Genomic DNA, 18,667 nt, shown 5'->3' on the forward strand with positions numbered 1-18,667 from the left:
TTTTTTGTTGTGGCTGTCGGGGGGGTGGTGGTTGTAGTCGGCGTTTATGATGCCTTGACAAGCACCCCCGAACCGCAGAGAAGGCTTCGTATCGGGGTTGGGGGTGGGGTGGGTGCTTGGTTTCGGTGGGTGCGCTGGTGCGGTTTTGGGTCGTGAGGGGACCCCTGAGGGAATCTGATTCCCTCAGGGGTCCCCTCACGTTTTTTTAGCGGAGTTGGTGGCGGATTACTTTTGCTTCGCCTTCCATTCCTGCGTACAGGGGGTGGTAGGGGGCTGCGGCTAGCAGGTTCAGGTCTTTGCCGTTGATCCACGCCACGCCTTGGGGTTGGCAGGCGTCGTGGCCGAAGGACGGGGTGTAGGTGTCCACATAGGACGATTGGCCGTCCGCCTCGACTGCGTTGCTTACTGCGCTGTTCAGGGCCTGTTCGACGCTGGAGAGCCAGGCGTAATCGCCGTTTGCGAAGGGCAGGACGTCTGGGCAGTAGCCTTCCGCGGGGGCGATGCGCGGGTAGCCGATGGCTAGCACCTTCGCGTGGGGCGAGCGGGCGTGGATTCCGGCTAGGACCTGCTCGATGGCCGCTTGCGTCTTGGGGAGCAGGGCCTTGATCGTGTCTACGCCGTCAACGGTGAAGTGCTGTTGGCACGGGTTTCCGGTCGGGTCCGAGTCGCGCAGGGTCGGGCAAGTGTCGACTAGCTTGCCGAACAGGCCCGAATCGTTGCCGCCGATGCCGACGGTCACCAGGTCGGTGTCTGGGCGCAGCGCGGAGAACTGCGGGGCGTTCTGGCCCAGCGGCACGCTTTGCGGGGCGGTCATGTGCGACGTGTCCGCGCCGCCGCAGCTGACGTCGGTGAAGCGGTCCACGTCCAGGGAATCGGCCACCATCGACGGGTAGTTGGACGTCGAGCGGAAGCAGCCGAACGGATCCAGCCGGGGCAGCGGGATGAGCGGCCCCGAGGTATACGAGTCGCCTAGGGCGACGTAGTGGCGGTAGTGCCGGGGCGCGGCGCTCGCGGCCGCCGCCGTCGACAGAAGCAGTGCGGCCGCCGCGATTGCGGCCAGCACGATTCGGATGATGCGCATGCGAACCCCGTCCTCCCGAGCGGTACGACCCGCTTTACCTTTCGGCAAGCGGGGCGTGCGCGCTCTCCGCCGATCGGGTGGTCGGGGCGGTTTTTCACCCGGCTGCGGGGTGATCTGTGGGTTTCCGCCAGGTCAACAGGTACCGCCAGAACACCAGTCGGCGGACTGTGCTGCCGGGGAGCAGGCGGGCGGCGTCGCGTCGGACGTCGTTCAGCGGCGGGAATTTCATGTGTACGGGGGCCTTGGCGATTGGGTCTGGACCGCCGTTGAGCTTGTCTCCGGCGAAGACGATCAGCCTGGCCAGGGCGTTCGCGGGCGCGGCGACGAACTCGCGGGCGAAATCGCTCGGGCGGCTGGGGCGGGCACAGCCGAGTACCGCGAGCACGCCGCCGGGGGCGAGGGCGTCGCGGAGTCTCGTGACGGTTTCGAACGGGACGTGGTGCAGGGACGCCAGGCAGGAGACGAAGGCGTAGGACTCGGGTTCAAGGGGTTCGGTGGTCACGTCTGCGCGGCGGTACTCCACAGTGCCTGGTCCTGGCGAACCGGCGGCGGTGGCGCGCGTGACCATTTCGGTTGAGGCGTCGATGCCTTCGACGGTCATTCCGGCGGCGGCCAGCTTGCGCGCGAACCGGCCGTCGCCGCAGCCGACGTCCAGGGCTCGGCCGGGGCCTGGCGGCAGAAGCCGGAGCAGTGCCGGGTGATAGTGGTGGTTGTGGTCGAAGGGCATGCGCCCGACCTTGCCACGGATCGCTGCGGGCGTGATCACGCCGAAGCCCCGGGGCCGCCGGGCGCGAGGCGGCCCCGGGTACGCTCGAGGCTGTGCCGGGCCGAACCTTTCGCCTGGTCTTCCCCGGTCGCGCGACCGCGCCGGGACAGCGACTTCAAGGAGTGCACGAGTGCCGCGCGGTGAGGAGCCCGAGGAGACCCGGCGGCCGGATCTCGCCGATCCGGACAGTTTCGCGGGGGTCGACGAACTGGGCGCGCTCGCGCACAGCGAAGACGAGTACGACGCCGGGAACGAGCTGGAGCCCGACCTCGACGCGCCCGACGCGGCCTACACCGTCGGCGGCGGGTCGCGCGGCGGGATCGGCGGCATCGGCCAGCTCGGCGACAACCTGGCGCTCGGCCCGGTCCCGGACCTGCACGCCGAAGAGGGCACTGAGCTGCACGAACTCGACGACGAGGGCGCGCCGGCCGAGTTCGGCGACGAGAACGGCCCGGAGGCCCGCCGCGACCTGATGGCCGCCGAGGCCGAGCTGAACCAGCGCTGGCCGGAGACGAAGCTCGAACCGTCGCTGGCCCGGGTCCAGGCGCTGATGACGCTGCTCGGCGAGCCCAACCAGGGCTACCCGGTGGTGCACGTCGCGGGCACGAACGGCAAGGGCTCGGTCGCCCGGATGGTCGATTCGCTGCTGACCCGCATGGGCCTCCGGTCGGGCCGCTACACGAGCCCGCACCTGCAGCTCGTCACCGAGCGGATCGCGCTCGACGGCCGTCCGATCTCCGCCGCCCGCTACGCCGGGCTGTACCAGGACATCGCGCCGTACGTGGCGATGGTGGACGGCGCGAGCGAGGACGGCGTGCCGATGAGCAAGTTCGAGGTGCTCACCGGGATGGCGTTCGCGGCGTTCTCCGACGCCCCGGTCGAGGCCGCGGTGATCGAGGCGGGCATGGGCGGCGCGTGGGACGCGACGAACGTCGCCGACGCGCAGGTCGCCGTCATCACGCCGATCGGGCTGGACCACACCGAATACCTCGGCCCGACACCTGCCGACGCGGCCGCGGAGAAGGCCGGGATCATCAAGCCCGGATCGGTCGCGGTGATCGGCGAGCAGGACCCCGAGGTGCTGAACGTCCTGCTGAAGCGCACGGTCGAGGTCGACGCCGCGGTGGCACGCGCGGGCAGCGAGTTCGGCGTGCTCGAACGCGAGGTCGCGGTCGGCGGGCAGATGCTGAAGCTGCAGGGACTCGGCGGCGTGTACGACGAGATCTTCCTGCCGCTGCACGGCGCGCACCAGGCGGCGAACGCGGCGCTCGCACTGGCCGCGGTCGAGGCGTTTTTCGGGGCGGGCAAAGACAAACAGCTCGTCGTCGAGGCGGTGCGCGAGGCGTTCGCCGAGGTCGAGAACCCCGGTCGGCTCGAACGCGTGCGGGCCGCCCCGGCGGTCATGGTCGACGCCGCGCACAACCCGATGGGCGCGCGGGCGCTCGCCACGACGATCACCGACGAGTTCAACTTCCGCCGGCTCGTCGCGGTCGTCGGCGTGCTGGCCGACAAGGACGCGCGCGGCATCCTGGACGCGCTGGAACCGGTGGTGTCCGACGTCGTGGTCACGCGCAGTTCGTCGCCGCGGTCGCTGCCGGTCGAGGACCTGGCGGAGGTGGCCGCGTCGATCTTCGGCGAGGACCGCGTGCTCGCCGAACCGGACCTGGAGACCGCGATCGAGACCGCGATCGGCCTCGTGGAGCAGAACGACGACCCGGAGGAACCGCTCGCGGGCGGCGGCGTGCTGGTGACCGGATCCGTGGTCACCGCGGGCGACGCACGCACGCTGTTCGGGAAGGAACCGGCATGAGCGAGACGACCCCGGCGAAGCCGCCCGCCAAGGACCCGATGAAGGGCTTCCGCGGCGTCATGGCGGGCACGCTGATCATGGAGGCGATCACCGTCGCGCTGGCGCTGCCGGTGGTCGCCAAGCTCGGCGGTGGCATCACCAGCTTCACCGGCTGGACGGTCATCGCGCTGGCGGTGGTGCTGATCGTGCTGTGCGGGATGCTCAAGCACGTCTGGGCGGTGCCGGTGATCCTGCTGCTGCAGCTGGCGATCATCGCGGTCGGCGTCACGCAACCGGCGATCGCGATCATCGGGATCATCTTCTTGGCCGCGTTCGTGTGGTTCCTGTGGCTGCGCCGCGACGTCGCGCGCCGGATGGCCGCGGGGACGCTGCCGAGCCAGCAGCAGCCGCAGGCTTGAGCGCTCGCTACTGGCAGCCGTACTGGTGGCGGCTGTCGTTCCGCGCGGACGGCGAACCGGGATGGACGCCGATGGGACCGGGCGAGTTCAGCCAGGTCCCGAACGCCGCGCTGAAGAGCGGATCGCTCGAAGCGTGGGCCGGCGCTCTGCTCGAGGAAGCGCCTCACGAGCTCGACGACCTGCGCGGCGATCTCCTCCTGGAATGCTTTCCGGAACCCGGCGCCGCGCCGGTGTACTCCCGCGAGGTGCGGCTCAGCGGTAGACGCTGACCTCGATCAGATTCCGGTCCGGGTCCCGGAAATACACGCTCTGGATCGGCCCGGTCGCGCCGGTGCGGCCGACCGGGCCCTCCTCGATCGGCACCCCGTGCGCAGCGAGATCCTCGACGACCCGCTCCAGCGAATCGCTCGTGATCAGGCACAGATCCGCACTGCCCGGCGTCGGCCGTTCCGCCTTGGGTTCGAACTCGTGTCCGGCCTCGTGCAGGTTGATTTTGCTGGTGCCGAACGTCAGTGCCTTGCGACCGGCCCCGAACGTCACCTCGGTCATGCCGAGGACGCGCGTGTAGAAATCCACCGTCGCATCGAGGTCGGCGACGGTGAGCACGAGGTGGTCGAGCCGGTCGATGCGCATGGTTTCACCCTATTCCGATGTAACGGCCGGGCCGCCACGGCGACGGTGCAAGTGTGATCGTGGTGCGCGAGCTGAGCGTGGACAACTGGGCGGAGTGGCGCGACCTCCGGCTGGCGGCGCTGCGCGAGAACCCGGAGGCGTTCAGCTCGAAACTCGCGGACTGGCAAGGCGAAGGCGACGCCGAACCGCGCTGGCGGGCCCGGCTGCGCGACGTCTCGCTCAACGTCCTGGCCGACCTCGACGGCGTTCCGGCGGGAATGGTCAGCGGACACCTTTCCGAGCGCGGCGACACCGCCGAACTGATGTCGATGTGGGTCGCTCCCTCGGCGCGCGGCAGGGGAGTCGGGGACGCGCTCGTGCGCGCCGTCGTGCGCTGGAGCGAGGGGCGCGGGGCGGGCGAGCTGGCGTTGCGTGTCGCTGGCGGCAACGAGTACGCGCTGGCGCTGTACCAACGGCACGGGTTTGTGGAGCGTCCGCTGGCCGAACCGGGCGAGTGCGAGCACGAGCTGGTCCGGGAAGCGCACCGAGCGTGACGGCCGGCTGTGAGCTTCCTCCTGACGAGTGAGCCGTTCACCCGTCGGTCAGCCCGAGTTGGCCGCTTGGCCGCGACCGCGGGATAGAACGACCGCCATGACCGAAACGACCCCATCGCGGCGCTCCGTGCTCAAAGCCGGAATCGCCGTGCCCGCGCTCGCCGCGGCAGGCGGGCTGCTGCTGCCCGGCTCCGCCTCGGCCGCCCCGCTCGTCCGCCGCGACCGTCCGGTGCTCGCCCACGGCGTCGCGTCCGGGGACGTGACGACCGGCTCCGGCATCGTGTGGTCGAAGGCCGACCGCCCGGCGCGGCTGATGGTCGAGGTCGCGCGCGACCCGTCGTTCCGGCACGCCCGCCGGGTGCCCGGCCCGTTCGTCACGCCCGCCACCGGCGGCACCGGCAAGGTGCGCGTCGCCGGGCTGGCACCGGGCACCGAATACCACTACCGCGTCACCGCCGTGGACCTCGACGGCCGCAGCGCGAGCGAGCCGGTCGCCGGCCGGTTCGCCACCGCGCCGATCGGCCGCGCGAACACGCGGATCCTGTGGAGCGGCGACGTCGTCGGCCAGAACTACGGCATCAACCCGAGCCTCGGCGGCATGACGATCTTCTCCGCGATGGCCGACCGCCGTCCGGACCTCTTCCTGCACAGCGGCGACACGGTGTACGCCGACGGCCCGCTCACCGAAACCGTCACGCTCCCCGGCGGCGGCGGGACCTGGCACAACATCGTGACGCCGGAGAAGTCGAAGGTCGCCGAGACTCTCGACGAATACCGCGGACAGCACGCCTACAACCGGCTGGACGCCAACTTCCGCCGGTTCGCCGCGGAGGTGCCCGCCTGCGTCCAGTGGGATGATCATGAGGTAGTCAACAACTGGTACCCGGGCGAAATCCTCAACGACCGCCCCGAATACACCGAAAAGCGGGCCGACGTCCTTGCCCGGCGGGCGTTCCAGGCGTTCCACGAATGGCATCCGATCGACCGCCGCCAGGCCGTGGACGGCCGGGTGTACCGGAACTTCCGCTACGGCAGCCGGGTCGAGGTGTTCGTCCTCGACATGCGCACCTACCGCGACGCCAACACCTCCGATCAGACCAAGCCCGGCCACATCCTCGGCGACGCGCAGGCCCGCTGGCTGGCCGACGCGCTCCGGCGCAGCACGGCGACCTGGAAGATCGTCCAGGCGGACATGCCGATCGGCCTCGTCGTGCCGGACGGCAAGGACATCGAGGCGGTCGCCAACGGCCTGCCCGGCGCGCCCGGCGGCCGCGAGACCGAACTGGCCTGGGTGCTGAAGCAGATCTCGCGCAATCGCGTGCGCAATGTCGTCTGGCTGACCGCCGACGTCCACTACACCGCCGCGCACCACTATTCGCCCGAGCGCGCCGCGTTCCAGGACTTCGACCCGTTCTGGGAATTCGTGTCCGGCCCGCTCAATGCCGGCGCGTTCGGCCCGAACAAACTCGACCCGACGTTCGGTCCGGAAGCGGTGTTCGTGCACGCCCCGCAGACGCAGAATTCCTCGCCGGTGCAAGGATTCCAGCACTTCGGGGAGGTGAATGTGGACGGTGCCAGCGGTGCGCTGACGGTCGACCTGCGCGACGCGACCGGGGCCTCGCTGTGGTCGAAGACGCTGCAGCCGCAGCGTCGCTGACCGGCCAGCGCCGGGCGTCGGATAGGCTCGGCTCCGATTAACACGAATCCGCACAAGGAGAAATACCGTCGTGACTGAACGCACGCTGGTCCTCGTCAAGCCCGATGGCGTCGCGCGCGGCCTCGTCGGCGAGGTCGTTTCGCGCATCGAGCGCAAGGGCCTGAAGCTGGCCGCGCTGGAACTGCGCACCGTCGAGCGCTCCGTGGCCGAGGAGCACTACGCGGAGCACAAGGAGCGCCCGTTCTTCGGCGACCTGCTGGAGTTCATCACGTCCGGCCCGCTCGTCGCGCTGGCCGTCGAGGGCCCGCGCGCGATCGCCGCGTTCCGCCAGCTGGCCGGCGGCACCGACCCGGTCGAGAAGGCCACCCCGGGCACCCTGCGCGGCGACTTCGCGCTGGAGACCCAGTACAACCTGGTGCACGGCTCGGACTCGCCGGAGTCGGCCGAGCGCGAGCTGAAGCTGTGGTTCCCGGACCTGTGATCCGGCGCTAGACCCCGCGAACGCCGGGCCGGGACTTCGGTTCCGGCCCGGCGTTCGTGCTTTCTAGACCCCGGTGCCGCCGTCGACGCGCAGGACGGCGCCGGTCACGTAGGAAGCCCGGTCGCTCAGCAACCACGCCGCGGCTTCGGCTATTTCGGCGGGATCAGCCGCGCGGCCAAGGGGATTGGCCGCGACGAGCCGGGCGACGACACCCGGCGAGTCCGCCTCCCACTGCCGGATCATCTCGGTCATCGTCGTGCCGGGCGCGATCGCGTTCACCCGGATCCGCTCCGGCCCGTACGCGACCGCCGCCGATTCGGTCAGGCTGTTCAGCGCGCGTTTCGCGGCGCCGTAAACGGGGAGCGCCGGATTCGCGCCGAAGCTGCCGACGCTCGACGTGTTCACGATGGCCCCGCCGCCGCTGGCCCGCATCGCCTTCACCTCGGCGGCCATCGCCAGCCACGGTCCGCGCAGGTTCACCTGGCACAGCCGGTCGAAGTCAGCCAGCGGCACCTCGTCCAGCGGACCCGGCGGGGTGACGGCCGCGGCGTTGTTGAACGCGAGGTCCAACCGTCCGTGCAGCTCCAGCACCCGGGCGATCGCGGCCCGCACGCTTGCCGGGTCAGCGAGATCGCACCGCACGCAATCCGCGACGCCGCCGTCCGCGCGCACTTGTTCGGCGACCGCCTTCAACTGCGGTTCGGTCCGCGCGGCCAAGACGACCTTCGCGCCCTCCGCGGCGAACAACCGGGCCGCCGCCGCGCCGATCCCTCGCCCGGCACCGGTGATGAAAGCGATCTTGCCGCCGAGCAGGCCGTTCGTTCGTGTTTCGGTCATGGCTTCGAGGGTCTCCCCGGCAAACCCGGCCAGCCAGGCACCGGATGTACCTGGCTGAGCCCGCCCGGACTGCGCAGACTGGGCAGGTGGACCGAGCGGAACTGGCGGGCTTCTTGCGAAGCAGGCGTGAACGCATCGCCCCGGCCGACGTGGGCCTTCCCGCGGGCAGGCGTCGCCGCACGCCAGGGCTGCGGCGCGAGGAAGTCGCGCGGCTGGCGTTCATCTCGGTCGAGTACTACACGCGGCTCGAGCAGGCACGCGGTCCGAACCCGTCGAATGAGGTGCTGGCCGGGCTGACCCGCGCGCTGCGGCTCTCGGACGTCGAACGCGACCACCTCCATGAACTCGCGGGCGCGCGGCGACCCGCGCGCGGGCCGTCGCGGGTGGTCCGGCAAACCATCCTCGACCTGCTGGACCGGTTGCCGCGGACGGCCGGGGTCGTGTTCTCGGCGACCTACGAGGTGCTCGCCTGGAACCCGCTCGCAGCCGCGCTGATGGAGGACTTCTCCGCGCTGTCCCGGGAAGAACGCAGCTTGCCTCGCCGGGTCTTCCTCGAGCGCGGACGATCGCGCCTTTACGGCTTGGTCGAAGCCGAGGCGTTCGCCCGCGCGATGGCCAACCGGCTGAGGGTGACCGCGGCGAAGTACCCGGACGACCCCGAGGTGCGCACCCTGGTCGCGGACTTGCTCGCGGGGAGCGAGCGGTTCGCCGCGCTGTGGGCGGCGCACGACGTCGTGGCGGAATCGACGTTCAGCAAGACGTTCGAGCATCCGGCCGTCGGGGCTGTGACCGTGGACTGCGACGTGCTCGCCATTGCCGACCGGGACCAGGAGGTCGTGCTGTACACCGCCGCGCCGGGCTCGCCGGGGGAGGAGGCGCTGCGGTTATTGTCGGTGCTCGGAACCCAGCACATCGGTTAACCTCCACCCGTGACTGCCCTGCCGCTGCCGCCCCGCGACTACCTGCCCCACCTGCGCTCGCTTACCGAGGCCTTCGCCGCGGGAGCCGTGGGGGACCTCGACAATCCGGTCCCGTACTGCGCCGACTGGACCAACCGCGACCTCGTCACGCACCTCGGCAACGTGCACCGGTGGGCCGCCGGGATCGTCCGCACCGGCGAACTGAGCGATCAGGACTTCGACGTCGCGCCGAGCGGTGACCTCGCGCCCTGGTACGCCGAGAGCGCCGCCGAACTGCTCGACGCGCTCGAAGCGGCCGATCCCGCCGACCCGTGCTGGGTTTTCGGCGCGGCGGAGAAGGCGAAAGGGTTCTGGTTCCGCCGTCAGGTGCACGAAACTGCCGTGCATCTGGTCGACCTGTTCGGTGCACGCGGCCGGGCGGCGCAGCTTGACCCGCTGATCGCAACCGACGGCGTCCTCGAGGTTCTCGGCACGATGCTGCCGCGCGTCGCGCGCTGGAAGCACGAGGTTCCGCTGGCCGCGCCGATCACCTTGCGCACCACCGACACCGGACACGCGTGGACCGTCGTGCCCGGCGATCCGCCCGAGCTGGGCGAGGGCGAAGCGGTCGCCACCGTCGCGGCGCCCGCGCAGGATTTGCTGTTGCTGCTGTGGAATCGCACCGACTTCCAGCCCGAGATCGCGGGCGACGAAGCCGTCGCGAAGGCGTTTCTCGCCGCGCGCATGACACCCTGAGAGGATAATCCTGCGCCATTCAGGTCCCGTTCACCGCAGGGACTTCCGGCGGTCGCGCCGATGGATTTGGCTGACCTGAGCCATTTTCGCGATCGTGGGGTACCTGGTGAAAAGATCAAGATCCGTGCTGCTCAGCGCCTTGCTGGTGCTGACGCTGGCCACTCCGGCGCATGCCGACCCGCTCTCCGCTCCGCTCGGCCCGCCGCCGGTCGAGGGCGCGCCCGCCTTCTCCTCGGCCCGGGAGGCGGCGGCCGTCGCCGCGGCACCCGGCGCCGACGACGGCCTCGAGACCAGCAGCGCCACCAACGCGGTGGCGCCTGGTCTGAACCTCACCCAATTCGACCGCTTCGACCCCAAGGGCTGGATCCGTGGCGACGCGCTGAGCGTCGACCTCACCAGCAAGGTCCTGAAGCCGACTTACCTCAGCCCGGGCACCGTTTCCGCGCGCACCCCGCTGTCCCAGCAGGTCGCTCGCGCCGGAGCGGTCGCGGGCGTCAACGGCGATTTCTTCGACATCAACGCCTCCGGCGCGCCGCTCGGTGTCGGCATCGACAAGGGCGAGCTGCACAACGCGCCCGCGTCCGGCCACAACACCACCGCCGCGATCACCGACCAGGGCCGCGCAAAGCTCGCCGACATCTTCCTCGAAGCGTCGGTCACGCTGCCGAACGGGCAAGCTGTCCCGGCCACGAACTTCAACAGCCCGGTGCTCGCGAAGGACGCTCTCGGCGTCTACACGCCGCTCTGGGGCGCTTCGGCGCGCGCGACGTCGGTTGCCGGTGCACAGCGCGTCGCCGAAGTCGAGATCCGCGACGGTGTCGTGACGCAGGTGCGTCCGAAGCCCGCGGACGGCCCGATTCCGGCTGGCAGCACGCTGCTGCTCGGCCGTGAAGCTGGCGCGGATGCGTTGTCGGCGCTCAAGATCGGTGACCGAGTCGGCGTTTCGTACGCGCCGCGGACCGACGCGGGTAAGATCGCGGTCGCGGTCGGCGGGAACAAGACGCTGCTGAAGGACGGTCAGCTCCAGCAACTCGACGACGTTACCCTCGCTCCGCGTACTGGCGTCGGTTTTTCCGCTGACGGCAAGCGGATGTGGCTCGTCACGGTCGACGGTCGTCAGGCCGACAGCCGCGGGATGACCGAGCTGGAAATGGCCCGGCAACTGCAGCGGCTCGGAGCCAACGACGCGATCAACCTCGACGGCGGCGGCTCCTCGACGCTGCTCGCGCGCGGCGAAGGAGAGGCTGCGCCGTCGGTGCGCAACTCGCCTTCGGACGGCGGGGAACGCTTGGTGCCCAACGGCATCGGCGTCGCGACCGTCCCTGGCAGCGGACGGCTGACCGGCTTCGCGCCCGCCCCCGCGCAGGAGGGCGACAACTCGACCCGCGTGCTGTCCGGCCTGAGCCGTGCGCTCGTGCCGAACGGACACGACGAGACCGGGGCCGCGGTAGCGTCGAGGCCGTTCTGGACTACGTCGAACCCGTTCCGCGGCACTGTCACGAAGAACGTCTTCACCGCGCAGCCCGACTTCCTGCACCCGGACGCGCGAACCGACGTCACTGTCACCGCGCACCAGAATTTCGTGAACGGCCGCACGAAGCTGACCGTGCTGGGCAAGCCGGTCCGGCTCGGTGCGAGCACGAAGCAGGTCGCGCTGTCCGGTGCTGACGCGCGCGGCGAGTTCCAGGTCTACGGCTACGACGCGGACGGTTACGGCACCTGGATCGAACCGTCGGACGTGAAGCTGGAATACGACCCCGCCGTGGTGAAGATCGAGCCGTCGGGCAAGGGGTTCGCGGTCACCGCGAAGACCGCGTCCGGGGCCACCGCGATCACCGTGCACGCAGGCGGGAAGACCATGCACCTGGCGGCTTCGGTGGGTACCGAAGCCAAGGTCGCGGCTCCGCTGGCCGGTCCGGAAGGCTGGTCCGCCACCGTGTACCCGGCGGTCGTCGGCGCTGCGCTGTCGTCGGCGGACGGACGCAACGGCGGCAAGGGACTGGCGCTCGACTACCGGCTCACCGGCACCACCGCCACCCGCGCCGCGTATGTCAACGCCGCCAACCCGATCCCGGTTCCGGCCGGGACGCAGAAGATCGGCATGTGGATCAACGGCGACGGCAAGGGCGCCTGGATCCGCGCGGAACTCCGCGACGGCGCCAACACCGCGTCCATTGTGGACCTTTCGCTGAGCGTCACCTGGACCGGCTGGCGCTACGTGACCGCCGCGGTGCCCGCCGGACTGCCGGACGGGCAGCGGTTCACCCGCTTCTACGCCGTGGAAACCGCGGCAGGCAAGCAATATGAGGGCAAACTGGTCTTCAATGACCTCACCTTCGAGGTCGCGCCGACCACGACCGTGCCGCACGATCCGGCGGTCCCGGACCCGGCGCTCGTCACGAACGGCACGCTCGGCAAGGGCGGCCTGAAGATCGCGGTGGTCAGCGACGCCCAGTTCACCGCCGACGCACCGGACGGCCCGCTCGTCGCCCAGGCGCGCCGGGCGCTGCGCGAGGCTGTCGCGGCGAAACCGGACCTGGTCCTGATCAACGGCGACTTCGTCGATCGCGGCACCGCGCCGGACTTCGTCCTGGCCCGCAAGATCATCACGGAAGAGCTGGACGGCCGCGTTCCCTGGTACTACGTCCCCGGCAACCACGAAGCCGAGGCCGGCGACGGGCTGAAGAACTTCCAGGCCGCGTTCGGGGAAACGCACCGCGTGGTCGACGTGCGCGGCGTACGGCTGATCCTGATGGACTCCTCGCGCGGCTCGCTGCGCGCCGGTGGGTTCGACCAGGTCCGCATGATGCGCGAGGCACTCGACAACGCAGCGCAGGATCGTTCGGTGCGCGGCGTGGTCGTCGCGATGCACCACCCGGTGAAGGACCCGAGCCCGACCGGCAATTCGCAGCTGGGCGACCGGAAGGAGGCCGCGCTGCTGCAGACGTGGCTGACCGGTTTCGAGGAAAAGTCCGGCAAACCGGCGGCTTCGCTGGCCTCGCACGCGGGCGTGTTCGGCCTGTCGCGCACGGACGGCGTGCCATACCTGGTGAACGGCAACTCCGGCAAGACGCCCGCCGCGGCTCCCGGCGACGGCGGTTTCGTCGGCTGGACCCTGGTGCAGGTCGACCCGTCGGACCGCAGCCAGCCGGTGCGCTTCGAGACGCGCCCGAACGTCGACGCGCTGACCGTGACCGGCCCGGGCACGCTGCCGTGGGGCGGCACCGGGAAGGTGACCGCCGCGGTCACGCAGGAAGGCCGGTCGATTCCGGTGGCGTACCCGGTGAGCGCCGTCTGGGGCGGTCGCGGGGTGCACATCGGCAGCTGGCCGCCGGCCCCGTGGGACGTGGTGTCGCTCGACCCGGCGACCGGGTCGGTGCGGGGATTGCGGCCGGGGACGGCGGAGATCTCGGTGACGGTGAACGGGGTGACCCGTTCGGTGCCGGTGACGGTGCGCTGAGCTGAGATGCCAAGGGCGGGGCGGTCTTCGGGCCGCCCCGCTTCGCTATTTCCGCGCGGTGCCGCGCCACAGGCTGACCGCGAGCGGGACGATCACGAGGTCGAGGATCGGGTGGAACACGCTGAACGGGTTGGGATGGACGGCGACCAGCCGGTAGAGCCCGAGCAGCCCGCCGATCGCCGGGAAGGTCGCGGCCGCGAGGAAGGCAGACCGCGCTTGCCGGAACACCCCGGCCGCGATGGCCGCGTAAAGGACCCCGAAGGCCGCCGATCCGACCGTGTCCGAACCGGTTCCGTAGACGGCCAGCTGGCTGACGTGGGTCACCGCCGACAAGGCGAGGATCGAGCCGAGCAGCCGGGAACGGGTCTGCGAAGCCGCGGGGGAGAGCAGCACGGCCGGGCCTCCAAGCGGTCAGGTAACCTGACCAAAAAAGTAAGGTAGCCTGACGGGTGTGTCAAGAAGCGCCCCGCAGGAGCCGCCCGCCCTCGTCGCGCTGACCGGCTCGTCGCGGCTCGGCGCGCTGGCCAGGCGGCTCGCCCAGGCGGTGACCGCCGGAGTGCTCGCCGAGGTGCAGCAGCGGGACGCCCGGATCCGCGCGGTCCATTTGCGGGTGTTCGCGTCGCTGGAGAACGGACCGGCGCGAGCGGTCGCCGTCGCGCGGCTTCTCGGGACGACCAAGCAGACGACCGGGCCGGTGATCGACGAACTCGTCGCGTGGGGCTATCTCGCTCGCCGTGACGATCCCGCCGACGCCCGCGCGAAACTCGTCGATTTCACCGGAGCGGGCCGGGGGCTGGCGGAAGCGGCGGCGGAAGCTGTTCGCGCGCTGGAATCCCGGATGGCCGACGAGGTCGGGCGCGAGGAACTGGATCGCTGCCGGGAAACGTTGTGGCGGGCCATGGGGGCGCTCGAGCCGCCCGGCGGCTGAGGAAACGGGTCGAGAATTGTCGGTCCCTCCCTCTACTGTCGTTCCTCGTGGGAGAGTCGGCATCGGAACCAGCGCTCGTGCAAGCGAAGGCGCTGGTCAAACGGTTCGGGGAATTCGAGGCAGTCCGCGGCGTCGACGTCGAGGTGCGGCCGGGGGAGGCGTTCGGCTTCCTCGGGCCCAACGGCGCCGGGAAGTCGTCGACGATGCGGATGATCGCGTGCGTGTCCCCGCGCACCGACGGCGATCTGCGCGTCCTCGGCATGGACCCGGACGTCGACGGGCCGCGGATCCGCGCGCGCCTCGGCGTGGTGCCGCAGGAGGACAACCTCGACGTGGAGCTGACCGTCCGGCAGAACCTCCACGTCTACGGCCGCTATTTCGGCCTTTCCCGCGCGCACGTGCGGCGGAAAGCGGTCGAGCTCATGGAGTTCGCGCAGCTGTCCGATCGCGCCGAGAAACCGGTCGATTCGCTGTCCGGCGGCATGAAGCGGCGGCTCACCATCGCCCGGTCCCTGGTCAACGACCCGGAACTGCTGCTGCTCGACGAACCGACTACCGGCCTCGACCCGCAGGCGCGGCATCTGTTGTGGGACCGGCTTTTCCGCCTCAAAGCGCGCGGCACCACGCTGATCGTCACGACCCATTATATGGATGAGGCAGAACAACTCTGCGATCGCTTGGTCGTCATGGACGGCGGCCGGATCGCCGCGGAAGGCGCGCCCGCCGACCTGATCGCCCGGCATTCCACCCGTGAAGTAGTCGAGTTGCGGTTCGCGCCGGGGGAGCAGCAGGACGCGGCCGACCGGCTCGAGGGGCTGGCCGAACGCGTCGAAGTCCTCCCGGACCGGGTGCTGCTCTACACGATGACCGGCGAATCCACCCTGGAGCGCGCCCACGAGCGCGGCCTGCGCCCGCTGTCGAGCCTCGTGCGGCGCAGCTCCCTCGAAGACGTGTTCCTCCGCCTCACCGGCCGGACGTTGGTGGACTGATGACCGCTCCCGCCACCGGCCGCGTCGTCGGCCGGTTCCACGGCGCCTGGCTGCGCGTCGAGGGCTACTGGACCTGGTACCGCAGACATTGGCTCAGCACGCTCTACTCCACCGGCCTGCAACCGGTGCTGTTCCTCGCCGCGATGGGGCTCGGCTTCGGCTCGCAGGTCAAAGCCGGTCCGGCGACCGGCGGCGTGTCGTACCTCGTGTACGTCGCCCCGGCGCTGCTCGTCGCCGGTGCGGCGCAGCAGGGCGTCAGCGAGTCGAGTTATCCGGTGCTCAGCGGATTCAAATGGCAGAAGGACTATCTGGCGGTCACCGCGACACCGGTGTCGCCAGGCCAGGTTCTCGGCGGGCACCAGATCTGGACCATTCTGCGGCTAGCCCTCTCCGGCGCGGTCTACGCGCTCGTCGCGTGGTTGTTCGGCGCCTGGGACAACGCGGGCGCGCTGCTGGTGATCCTCGTCGGCGTCCTCACCGGGCTCGCCTGCGGATCGCTGATCGCCGCGCTGGCGGCGTGGACCTTCGACGAGGGACAGCGGTTCGGGCTGATCTTCCGGTTCGTGGTCATCCCGATGACCCTGTTCTCCGGCACGTTCTTCCCGATCACCCAGCTGCCGCTGTACCTGCGCTGGCTCGCCTGGATTTCCCCGCTGTGGCACGGAACCGAGCTGTCCCGCGCCGTCACGCTCGGCGGGCGCGACCTGCTCCCGGTGCTGGGGCACCTCGCGTATCTGGCGGTGCTGGTCGCGGTCGGCTGGGCGATCGCGCACCGCGGCTTCTACCGACGGCTGGTGGCGTGATGACGGACCTGCGAAACGCCCCGATTCTCCCGCAGCGGCGCGGAATTCTGCTCCGCGTCCTGCCCTCGGGCATGTACAGCGGCCGCGCGACCGCGCTGATCGAACGCGCGCTCACCGTCTACGGGCGGTCGTGGGGGATCCTCGTGTCCGGCGCGCTCGAGCCGTTGTTCTACCTGCTCGCGTTCCAGGTCGGCTTCGGCAAGCTGGTCACCACCGTACCGGGGCCGGACGGGCAGCCGATGAGCTACGTCGCGTTCGTCGCGCCCGCGCTGCTGGCGTCGTCGGCGATGAACGGCGCGGTGTTCGAGTGCACGTACAACCTGTTCTTCAAACTGCGCTACGCCAAGACATATGACGCGATGCTGGCCACCCCGGTCGGCCCGCTCGACGTGGCGCTCGGCGAGATCGCCTGGGCGATGATGCGCGGCGGCCTCTATTCGGTCGCGTTCCTGGCGGTCACCGGCGTGATGGGGCTGCTCACGTCGTGGTGGGCGCTGCTGCTCCTGCCCGCCGCGCTGCTGGTGTCGTTCGCGTTCGCGGCCATCAGCATCACGCTGGTCAGCTTCCTGAAGTCGACGTCCCAGTTCGACTACATCCAGCTCGTCCTGATGCCGATGTTCCTGTTCTCCACCACGTTCTTCCCGATCACGGTCTACCCGGAGGCGCTGCAGTGGCTGGTCCGCTGCTTCCCGCTGTACCACGGGGTCGAGCTGATGCGCGGGCTTTCCACCGGCATCTTCTCCTGGAGCATGCTCGGCAACCTGGCGTACCTGCTGGTGCTCGCCGGGATCGGGATCTGGGGCGCGACAAGGAGGATCGCGAAACTGCTGCTGACCTAGAGCGAGACGGTCAGCGGGCCGGGCTGGGTCCTCCGACCTGTGCGGGCGCCACGGCGGAGCGGGCGTCGACGAGACCGTGGCCGTAGAAGCCGTTGTATCCGTCGTAACCGGAGCAGTAGGCGTCCTGGACGCCGTCGCCGGTCAGGTCGTAATTGTCCGGGCACGGCATCGGCGTCGCGCGGGAGTCGAGCGCGCGGCGCAGCTCGGCGGCCGACCACGTGGGATGCACCGACTTGAGCAACGCCAGCACTCCGGCGACGTGCGGCGCGGCCATCGACGTCCCGCACATCGGCGCGTACCCGCCGGGGACAGTCGAAACCACGCACCGGTCGTCATCGCCGCCCGGGGCAGTGACATCAACCACACCAAGCCCGTACGAGCTGTAGCCCGACTTCACCCGGTCCTGGCTGATCGCCGAAGCCGTCACCACGTCCCGCAGCCCGGCCGGCAGCGCCTCGCACTTCCCGGCGGCCGACGGCGAACCCGAATGGGCCGACGGAGTGAGGCCGACCGCCTCGTTGGTCGCGGCGGCGACGTTCAAAGTGCCCTGCGAGGTCGCGTATTCGACGGCTCGCGCCAGCACTTCGTGCACCACGCCGCGGTCGTTGCCGCGCACGCAGGACAAGGACCACGGGTTCACGAACCAGCTGCTGTTGGCGATCGGCAGGTGCCGCGCCGCCGACCACATGATTCCGCAGACCGCGGCCTCGGGATCGGCGTAGCCGCGGTCGTCGATGACCTTCACCGACGCGATCCGCACGCCCGGCGCGACGCCGGTGATGCCCTTGCCGTCGTCGGCCGCGGCGATGATGCCCGCGACGTGCGTGCCGTGCGCCGAGGTCGTCGGCTGCCACGCGGCTGGGCTCGGGTCCGGGACGCCGGTGAGGCAGCCCGCCGAATCGTCCGGGTCCATCGCGGCGGCGAGGTCGGGGTGCTTCGGGTCGACGCCGGAGTCCAGCACGCCGACGACCACCGAACGGCTGCCGCCGGTCACCAGGTGCGCGGCCGGAGCGCCGATCAAGTCCATGTCCCACTGCCGCGAGGACAGGTCCGCGGCAGGAACTCGCGCCGGGTCGCTGAGCGGGAGCGCGGCTCGCGCGGGCTGCGCGGCGGCGCCCGGCTGTTCGGCGGCCGTCCGGGTGGCTTGCGCGCTGAATGTCCGCTCCGGGCCGAAGCGGTCCGCGAACGCCCGATCGGATGACGTGACGACCGCCACGGAAATCTGCGGGTAGTAGCCGGTGACCTGCCCGCAGCCCGCGCTCGCCTGCTGGCGGGCGGAAGATTCCGGGGTTCCGCGGTCGAACGCGACGACGTAGCGCACCGCCCGCCCGCCGGAGGCGCATCCGGGACCCGCGACCGCCGGCGGAGAGACCACGGCGCATCCGGCGAGGACCAGGAGGGAGCACACGGCCGCCCGCAGCGGCCGCGCCAGCACAGACACCGGACCTCCCACCGCGCGCGGGGTTATGCCGGGCGCCCGCGCGAGCGCCCGAGCCCGCACGCTAACCATCCCCGGCCCGGCGCGACAAGCGAAGCGCGGAAGTTCGCCCGAGTGCATGATCGCGGCACGCCCGGGCGCCTGCCGGGGGACACCGACTACACCGGGTGTCCCCCCGGGTGTGGGATACTCGCGTTGGCCGCTGCGCCGACGGGCATCCCGCCCGCGTCGTGAGCGGCCCGGAGGAGTGCCGGACCGGCACCACGCGCGTCGCCCCCGGGAGGCCGGGCCAAGGTCGATGTCGTGGCGGGTGGCCCGGGGGTCGCGAGCAGGCCGGCACCCCGCCGAGCAGACCAGGA

General features: G+C 70.8%; 19 protein-coding genes. 13 read left to right on the plus strand and 6 right to left on the minus strand.

The genetic code is table 11. The annotated features are described in order from the left end of the window. Positions 1-205 precede the first annotated feature (205 nt). Positions 206-1,081, minus strand: coding sequence for an SGNH/GDSL hydrolase family protein (locus tag ABZX37_RS06760; protein ID WP_354736729.1), 876 nt, complete (start codon positions 1,079-1,081; stop codon positions 206-208). Between the two features lie 94 nt (positions 1,082-1,175). Next, positions 1,176-1,808: a class I SAM-dependent methyltransferase gene (locus ABZX37_RS06765; RefSeq protein WP_354736731.1), complete on the minus strand. Its 633-nt coding sequence runs from the start codon at positions 1,806-1,808 to the stop codon at positions 1,176-1,178. Between the two features lie 169 nt (positions 1,809-1,977). Here ABZX37_RS06765 and ABZX37_RS06770 point away from each other — a divergent pair, with 169 nt between their 5' ends. The 3 genes from ABZX37_RS06770 to ABZX37_RS06780 are packed head-to-tail and all read left to right on the plus strand — an operon-like array spanning position 1,978 to position 4,324. Further along, positions 1,978-3,657, plus strand: coding sequence for a folylpolyglutamate synthase/dihydrofolate synthase family protein (locus tag ABZX37_RS06770; RefSeq protein ID WP_354736733.1), 1,680 nt, complete (start codon positions 1,978-1,980; stop codon positions 3,655-3,657). Then, positions 3,654-4,055, plus strand: coding sequence for a DUF4233 domain-containing protein (locus ABZX37_RS06775; RefSeq protein WP_354736735.1), 402 nt, complete (start codon positions 3,654-3,656; stop codon positions 4,053-4,055). The genes ABZX37_RS06770 and ABZX37_RS06775 overlap by 4 nt, the downstream gene beginning before the upstream one ends. Then, positions 4,052-4,324 (plus strand): hypothetical protein, encoded by a 273-nt coding sequence (locus ABZX37_RS06780; protein WP_354736737.1) that lies wholly within the window; start codon positions 4,052-4,054, stop codon positions 4,322-4,324. The genes ABZX37_RS06775 and ABZX37_RS06780 overlap by 4 nt, the downstream gene beginning before the upstream one ends. Here the strand turns inward: ABZX37_RS06780 and ABZX37_RS06785 are convergent. Then, complete coding sequence (locus ABZX37_RS06785) at positions 4,308-4,688, minus strand: VOC family protein (RefSeq protein WP_354736739.1); 381 nt, start codon at positions 4,686-4,688, stop codon at positions 4,308-4,310. The genes ABZX37_RS06780 and ABZX37_RS06785 overlap by 17 nt on opposite strands. A gap of 53 nt (positions 4,689-4,741) precedes the next feature. Here ABZX37_RS06785 and ABZX37_RS06790 point away from each other — a divergent pair, with 53 nt between their 5' ends. The 3 genes from ABZX37_RS06790 to ndk all read left to right on the plus strand — a co-directional run bounded on the left by ABZX37_RS06790 (position 4,742) and on the right by ndk (position 7,359). Then, positions 4,742-5,221, plus strand: a complete 480-nt coding sequence (locus ABZX37_RS06790; protein WP_354736741.1) for a GNAT family N-acetyltransferase — start codon at positions 4,742-4,744, stop codon at positions 5,219-5,221. A 97-nt stretch (positions 5,222-5,318) separates the two neighbouring features. Beyond that, positions 5,319-6,878 (plus strand): alkaline phosphatase D family protein, encoded by a 1,560-nt coding sequence (locus tag ABZX37_RS06795; RefSeq protein WP_354736743.1) that lies wholly within the window; start codon positions 5,319-5,321, stop codon positions 6,876-6,878. Positions 6,879-6,948: 70 nt separating this feature from the next. Then, positions 6,949-7,359 carry a nucleoside-diphosphate kinase gene (gene ndk, locus ABZX37_RS06800; RefSeq protein WP_020660996.1) on the plus strand — a complete coding sequence of 137 codons (411 nt, stop codon included), beginning with the start codon at positions 6,949-6,951 and terminating at the stop codon, positions 7,357-7,359. A 63-nt stretch (positions 7,360-7,422) separates the two neighbouring features. On the opposite strand, the gene ABZX37_RS06805 is transcribed toward ndk, so the two are convergent. After that, a complete protein-coding gene (locus tag ABZX37_RS06805) occupies positions 7,423-8,196 on the minus strand; it encodes a glucose 1-dehydrogenase (protein WP_354736745.1) in 774 nt (257 codons plus the stop codon). Positions 8,197-8,282: 86 nt separating this feature from the next. Between ABZX37_RS06805 and ABZX37_RS06810 the strand changes: the two genes are divergently transcribed. The 3 genes from ABZX37_RS06810 (at position 8,283) to ABZX37_RS06820 (ending at position 13,311) form a co-directional block, all read left to right on the plus strand. Continuing rightward, entirely contained in the window at positions 8,283-9,116 is an 834-nt protein-coding gene (locus ABZX37_RS06810; RefSeq protein ID WP_354736747.1) for a helix-turn-helix transcriptional regulator, read from the plus strand. Positions 9,117-9,125: 9 nt separating this feature from the next. Continuing rightward, entirely contained in the window at positions 9,126-9,851 is a 726-nt protein-coding gene (locus ABZX37_RS06815) for a maleylpyruvate isomerase family mycothiol-dependent enzyme (RefSeq protein ID WP_354736749.1), read from the plus strand. 124 nt (positions 9,852-9,975) lie between these two features. Beyond that, entirely contained in the window at positions 9,976-13,311 is a 3,336-nt protein-coding gene (locus tag ABZX37_RS06820; RefSeq protein ID WP_354737189.1) for a phosphodiester glycosidase family protein, read from the plus strand. A gap of 45 nt (positions 13,312-13,356) precedes the next feature. On the opposite strand, the gene ABZX37_RS06825 is transcribed toward ABZX37_RS06820, so the two are convergent. Further along, complete coding sequence (locus tag ABZX37_RS06825; protein ID WP_354736751.1) at positions 13,357-13,704, minus strand: hypothetical protein; 348 nt, start codon at positions 13,702-13,704, stop codon at positions 13,357-13,359. 58 nt (positions 13,705-13,762) lie between these two features. Between ABZX37_RS06825 and ABZX37_RS06830 the strand changes: the two genes are divergently transcribed. From ABZX37_RS06830 to ABZX37_RS06845, 4 genes are read left to right on the plus strand one after another with little or no spacing between them, the layout of a single operon-like run. Next, complete coding sequence (locus ABZX37_RS06830) at positions 13,763-14,239, plus strand: MarR family transcriptional regulator (RefSeq protein WP_354736752.1); 477 nt, start codon at positions 13,763-13,765, stop codon at positions 14,237-14,239. A gap of 47 nt (positions 14,240-14,286) precedes the next feature. Continuing rightward, positions 14,287-15,228 carry an ABC transporter ATP-binding protein gene (locus ABZX37_RS06835; RefSeq protein WP_354736754.1) on the plus strand — a complete coding sequence of 314 codons (942 nt, stop codon included), beginning with the start codon at positions 14,287-14,289 and terminating at the stop codon, positions 15,226-15,228. Continuing rightward, positions 15,228-16,031, plus strand: coding sequence for an ABC transporter permease (locus ABZX37_RS06840; protein ID WP_354736756.1), 804 nt, complete (start codon positions 15,228-15,230; stop codon positions 16,029-16,031). Before ABZX37_RS06835 ends, ABZX37_RS06840 begins: the two co-directional genes overlap by 1 nt. Continuing rightward, complete coding sequence (locus tag ABZX37_RS06845) at positions 16,031-16,870, plus strand: ABC transporter permease (protein ID WP_354736758.1); 840 nt, start codon at positions 16,031-16,033, stop codon at positions 16,868-16,870. The genes ABZX37_RS06840 and ABZX37_RS06845 overlap by 1 nt, the downstream gene beginning before the upstream one ends. Before the next feature lie 10 nt (positions 16,871-16,880). On the opposite strand, the gene ABZX37_RS06850 is transcribed toward ABZX37_RS06845, so the two are convergent. After that, entirely contained in the window at positions 16,881-18,311 is a 1,431-nt protein-coding gene (locus tag ABZX37_RS06850) for a S8 family serine peptidase (protein WP_354736759.1), read from the minus strand. Between the last annotated feature and the right edge of the window lie 356 nt (positions 18,312-18,667).

It is taken from the genome of Amycolatopsis sp. NPDC004079 (assembly GCF_040610415.1).
GTDB lineage: Bacteria > Actinomycetota > Actinomycetes > Mycobacteriales > Pseudonocardiaceae > Amycolatopsis > Amycolatopsis halotolerans.

Bases quoted from the DNA above. Each gene is read 5' to 3' on its own strand.
- ABZX37_RS06760 (WP_354736729.1), bottom strand. From the start codon at position 1,081: ATGCGCATCATCCGAATCGTGCTGGCCGCAATCGCGGCGGCCGCACTG.
- ABZX37_RS06785 (WP_354736739.1), bottom strand. From the start codon at position 4,688: ATGCGCATCGACCGGCTCGACCACCTCGTGCTCACCGTCGCCGACCTC.
- ABZX37_RS06775 (WP_354736735.1), top strand. From the start codon at position 3,654: ATGAGCGAGACGACCCCGGCGAAGCCGCCCGCCAAGGACCCGATGAAG.
- ABZX37_RS06795 (WP_354736743.1), top strand. From the start codon at position 5,319: ATGACCGAAACGACCCCATCGCGGCGCTCCGTGCTCAAAGCCGGAATC.
- ABZX37_RS06845 (WP_354736758.1), top strand. From the start codon at position 16,031: ATGACGGACCTGCGAAACGCCCCGATTCTCCCGCAGCGGCGCGGAATT.
- ABZX37_RS06765 (WP_354736731.1), bottom strand. From the start codon at position 1,808: ATGCCCTTCGACCACAACCACCACTATCACCCGGCACTGCTCCGGCTT.
- ABZX37_RS06805 (WP_354736745.1), bottom strand. From the start codon at position 8,196: ATGACCGAAACACGAACGAACGGCCTGCTCGGCGGCAAGATCGCTTTC.
- ABZX37_RS06840 (WP_354736756.1), top strand. From the start codon at position 15,228: ATGACCGCTCCCGCCACCGGCCGCGTCGTCGGCCGGTTCCACGGCGCC.